Here is a 5,063-nt window from a genome sequence, read left to right as displayed (position 1 = left end):
GCGGCAGCCTGGGCCCGGGCCGCGAGCGCGGGGGCCGCGTCGCGTTCGGCCTCGCGGATGGCCGCGGAGACACGGGCGGCGCGGTCGGCGGCGGTGCGGTGCTGCAGTACGGTCTCGGCCGCCTGCCAGGCGGCGTGCAGCGTACGGGCGTCGGCGACTTCCCGGCGCTGCGCGGCGGCGGCCTGCTCGGCTCCGGCCAGTGCGAACGAGGCGTGCCGGTAGGCGAGTTCGGAGGCGGTCAGGGCGGAGCGGTCACGGGCCTCGGCTGCCCGGGTGACGAGACGACCGGCCTCGGCCACCTTCTCGGCGAGCTCACCGCCACTGTCCCGCTCCCGCGTGCCGCGGGCGGTGAGCCGGCGGGCGAGGGCGCGGGTGCGCTGCTCGGCGGCCGTATGGATGCCGCGGTCCCGCTCGCGCTGCCGCGCGGACTCGGCGATGCGGTGAAGCAGGTCGAGGGAGCCGGCGGTGAAGTCGCGCTCCGCGGTGAGTTCGGCGCGGCGGCCGAGCTTGTGTGCGAAGCCGTGCACGAGATCGGCGAGCCCGTCCGTGTCGCGGGTGTCGGTGACGGCACGCAGCAGCAGGTCGGTGAAGTCGGAGTCGTTCTTCACGGCGAACAGGCCGGCGGCCTCACCCTCGTCGGCGTTCATCTCCCGCTGGTAGCGGAAGAGTTCCGGGTCCAGACCGAGGCCGGTGAGGCGTTCGTTCCAGCGCTCGTGCACGTCTTCCCAGGCGACGTCGAGATTCGGGTACGCCTTGCCGGTCTCGGTGAGGACGTCTCGGAAGCCTTTCATGGTGCGGCGGCGGCCACGGGCCGTGGAGGCGCCGTCGGCGGCGGGGCGCAGGGCGGCGGACTCCGCGACGGGGAGCGAGTCCAGGCTCATGCCGGGGCCCGGCCGGAACGCGTACCAGCCCTCCGCGAACTTGCGCGGGTCGTTGGAGACCTGCCGTCCCCGCCATTCGCTGACCTTGCCGACGACGACGCTCTCGCCGGTGCGGGTGTGCTGCCACTCCAGGGCCACGTGACCGCAGTCGTCGGCCAGCAGGAACTTGCGCAGCACGCCGGAGCTGGCGCCGCCGAGAGTGTTGCGGTGTCCCGGCAGCATCACCGAGAAGATCAGCTTGAGCAGAACGGACTTGCCACCGCCGTTCTCCAGGAAGAGGACTCCCGCGGGGGCGGGCCGGCGTGCCGGGCCGCTGGGCTCGTCCTCGAAGAAGTCGGCCTGCTCGGGAGCCGGGCTGGGGACCGGCTCGCCGACTCCGCGCAGGTCCAGCACGGTGTCCGCGTAGCGTGCTCCGGCAGGCCCGATGGAGTAGAGGCGGATCCGGGACAGCTCGTACATGGTGGCGGGCTCTCCTCGTGTGAGTCGTGTCGGTGATGGGTGCCGCGGAGCGGAAGGCCGGGGTCAGGCGTGGAAGGGCAGTCCGGCGTCGCCGGCGATCTCCAGGTCGTCGCTCTGCTCGGGCGGCAGCAGGGTGGCACTGCCGTCGCTGACGGGTACGACGCCCAGCTCCAGCAGTTCCGCCATGGCGGAACTGCCGGCCATGTCGCGAACCTGCAACTGATAGCGGGCGGTGGTGCGGTAGGTGCCGCCCGCGTCATCGCCGGTGCGCTGGAGGAACCCGGAGTCGACGAGGAAGGCGACGGCCTTCCCGATGACACCGGTGGTCGAACCCGCCAGCCGCCGGGCGTCCTTGGTCGCGCCGGTGGCACTGCGCCGTGCGTACACCCGCCAGGCCGCTTCCAGCCCGGGCGCGCCGGTGGCCGGGTCCGGATTCTCCCCCTCTTCCTCGGCCTGCTCCGCGAGCCGTCGGCAGGCCTGCCGTACGAAAGCGTCGACCCCGTTGACCGTGAGGCGGCCGATGTAGCCGTCGTCGGCGAGGTCTTCGGGGCGGGGAAAGGCCATGGCGGCGACCGCGAGATGGGCGAGGCCATGCAGGAAGCGGTCTCCGGAGTCGGCGGTGGCCCGCCGGGCGTAGTCACCCATCCGGACTGCGAAGACGGAGTCCTCCTCGGCTGCCAGCGCCATTCCGGCGCGGGTGGAGACCTCCAGCACCACCAGGCCCAGTCCCGTGGCGACGGCGTCGGCGAGGCGGGCGAAGGCGGGGTCCTCACGGTAGCGCCGCAGCAGTGCGGCGTATTCGGCGTCCCGGGCCGGAAGCAGCCTGGGGTGCAGTCCGAAGGAGACGAGCCGCGCCGCGTCGGAGGTGTCCGCAGGGGTGATGACCGCTTGCCCCGGCCGGTCCGGGTCGGCTGCCGGCCGGGGCTCCTCGTCCCCGGGGGTGCCACCGGTCGGGGCGTTGACGGTGCCGTCGTCGCGGTGCTCGGTCACTGGTTGGTCGCTCCTGCGGCTCAAGTACGGGAAGGGCTGGTCGGGCCGTGGGCCACCGGTCGTCCGACGGGGCCCGAATCTGTCGTCGTCGATCGTCACGCCCCCTCCGCACGTCCCGCCGCCATGCCCGCGGCATCGAGCCGGGCCGTGCCGACGATGAGGTCCGCGCCGCCGAACTCCGGGTCGTCCAGCTCTTCCCCGTCGTCGACGGCGAAGAGGAGTTCGCGCTCGCCCTGACGGTAGGCGGTGCCCACCGGAGGGCTCGCGGCGTGCACCGCCAGCAGGGAGACGAGATAGGGGAGTTCGGGATCGCGGCGACGGGCGTCCGCCAGCAGCCCGGACAGCCGGCGGGGCGCGTCGGCCGGCAGCGCGAGCAGCTCCATGGCCGACTCCAGCTGATCCTCGCTGAACCGGCTGTCATCGGGTGTGGCGATCAGGTCCGGCTCCGGCATTTCGGCGCCCAGGTGCTCGCGGGGGGCGGGCGGGGTGAGCAGCAGGTCGGTCAGATCGCCCAGGCGGACCGCCCCCGGAGAGCGCAGCCCGGTGCCGCGGGTGAAGAAGGCGTCGGTCACCCGCCCGGCGCTCTCCAGCGGCAACGGCAGGAGCGGTGCCAGCAGTTGACCGTAGAGATCCAGGCCGGCCCGGGCGGCGGGCGGCGCGAACGCCTGGCGGTCCTGCTCGGCGCGGAAGAGCGGTCCGGCCGCCAGCAGCCGGGACTGGAGCTGGGTGTGGCGGCGGATGCAGTCCTTGACGATGTCGACGAGTTCGGCGGCGCGGCGCTTGTGGTCCGGGCCGCGCTCGGCGGCCGCCTCGTCGCGGGCACGCCGGATGTTGGTGAGGATCGCGTTCTCGTGCCGGTAGCGGTCCGCGACGTGGTCCAGCGCTTCGGTGATCATGTCGGGGACGGTGCGCAGCCAGTCGACCGCCCGCACGTCGCGCCGGGTGGCCTCCAGTGTGCGGCGGAGCGTCTCGGCGTACTGCACCGTGCGGTACCGGGCCTGCTCGGCGGCGAGATGGGCGTCGGCCAGCCGCCCGCGGCTGATCAGGACCTCCAGCTTGACCTCGGCGGCGATCTGGGCGCTGGTGACGTCGGTGTCGAGGGCACCGACCAGCACGTTGACCGCCTCGTCGGTGGTGCGCAGATAGACGCTCCCTCCGGGGCCCGGGACCTCCTCGATGAGCTTGAAGTCGTAGTCCCTGCGCACGTACGCCCCGTCCGGCCCGAACGTGCCGTAGACGGCGCGGAAACCGCGGTCCACGCTGCCGACGTTGAGCAGGTTCTCCAGCACCCAGCGGGCGACACGCTCGTGCTCGGCGGCCGGACGGCCGGGAGCCTGGGCCGCGACGCGGGGCAACAGCCGGGCCACCACGTCCTCATGGTCGGCGCCGGTGTCGAAATCCATCTGGAGGGTGACGAGATCGATGGCGGAGAGGGCCACCTCCGCCATGGCGTACGTGCTGTACTCCCCCGCGAGGTTGGCCTTGCGGGTGTCCAGGTCGTGCAGCGGTGCGGTACAGGCGAGGGCACGCAGCCGACGGGCCAGCCCCTCGTCGGCCGCGGGCCCCGGAGCCGGGTTCGTCATTGCCGGCAGGGCGTACTCAGTCACGACGGACACACTATGCGCTCACGCTGACAATGACCGGAACGGCCACCGATGTGCCGTTACGTCCTCAACCCGGCGGTCACAGCGACCGGACGGCGCTGGCGGCTCCAACAGTGCGCGGGGAAGCCGGAAAAGCCGGGGAAGCCGGACAACCGGCCTTCTCAGCGCCCGGTGTCCGGGCTGAGCCTGCCCCGTACCGCGCTCTGCACACCCGCCTCCTCGGCAGGGTCGGTGGCGAGCCGCCGCAGCCGTTCCACGACCCGCTCGTCCCCGGTCGCGGCGTACTGCGCGCCCAGTTCACGGGTGGTCTCCTCACAGTCCCACAGGCACTCCACGGCGAACCCCGCGGCGAAGGAGGGATCGGTGGTGGCAAGCGCGGCGGCGGCCCGGCCTCGCAGCTGCGAGGAAGAGGTCTCGCGGTAGATGTGCCGCAGCACCGGGGCGGCACACCCGATGGCGAGCCGCCCGGCACCGTCCACGAGCGGCCACAGCGCGTCACTGTCGGGGCCCTCCCGGCGGACGGTCCGGCGGAGGGCCGCGAGAACGGCCCCGGCGTCGCGCCGGCCGCCGCAGCAAGCGAGCATCTCCGCGGCCACGGCCGTCAGTCCCTCCGGAAGCGTGCCTTCAGGTGCGGAGATCCACCGCCGGGCGCGGACGACCGCCGCGGTGCTGCGCATCCGGGCGAACGCGGCGAGCGCCGCCTGAGCGACGGTCTCGCAGGGGTCGGCGGCGGCCAGCTCGACGAGGTCCAGGGCTTCGGCGGCACCGCACTCGGTGAGATGCCGGATCGCGGCGGCGCGGGCGGCTTCGCGGGGACCGCGGGCGGCGGCGAGCAGCTCGGCGCGGTCCTCCGGGCCCGCGACGGCGGACAGACAGCGGGCCGCCGCAGACTCCCGGGGCTGCCTCGGGTACTGGTCGTAGCCCTCCTGAGCCCAGTCGAGCACCTCGCGGACGCTCCAGCCGGGACGGGGCCCGCCGGTACGCAGCTGGCGCTGCCAGCGGTCGAAGCAGCCCTGCTCGCGCACCCGGCGCAGCCGCCCGGCCTGGTCCGGATGTGCCGGATCCTCGGCCCACAGCCGCCACGGGCGGGGCTCGAAGGCGTCACGGGCGGCAGCGGACAGTTCGGCGT

The 5,063-nt window shown here is 73.8% G+C and carries 2 protein-coding genes and 2 pseudogenes; all 4 read right to left on the bottom strand.

Features of this window, described 5'->3' with window-relative positions; all coding sequences use genetic code 11:
• A pseudogene (locus tag ACRDP3_RS24945) lies at nt 1-1,340 on the bottom strand (hypothetical protein); the annotation flags it as partial.
• Between the two features lie 63 nt (nt 1,341-1,403).
• Nucleotides 1,404-2,330, bottom strand: a complete 927-nt coding sequence (locus ACRDP3_RS24940) for a hypothetical protein (RefSeq protein WP_431519244.1) — start codon at nt 2,328-2,330, stop codon at nt 1,404-1,406.
• Nucleotides 2,331-2,425: 95 nt separating this feature from the next.
• Nucleotides 2,426-3,913: a hypothetical protein gene (locus ACRDP3_RS24935; protein WP_431519245.1), complete on the bottom strand. Its 1,488-nt coding sequence runs from the start codon at nt 3,911-3,913 to the stop codon at nt 2,426-2,428.
• 182 nt (nt 3,914-4,095) lie between these two features.
• Nucleotides 4,096-5,063, bottom strand: a pseudogene (locus ACRDP3_RS24930) (HEAT repeat domain-containing protein); the annotation flags it as partial.

Origin of the sequence: Streptomyces sp., from assembly GCF_050698815.1 — a bacterium.
GTDB lineage: Bacteria > Actinomycetota > Actinomycetes > Streptomycetales > Streptomycetaceae > Streptomyces.
The sequence above is the reverse complement of the archived record's forward strand: the minus strand, read 5'-3'. Positions and strand labels throughout refer to the sequence as shown.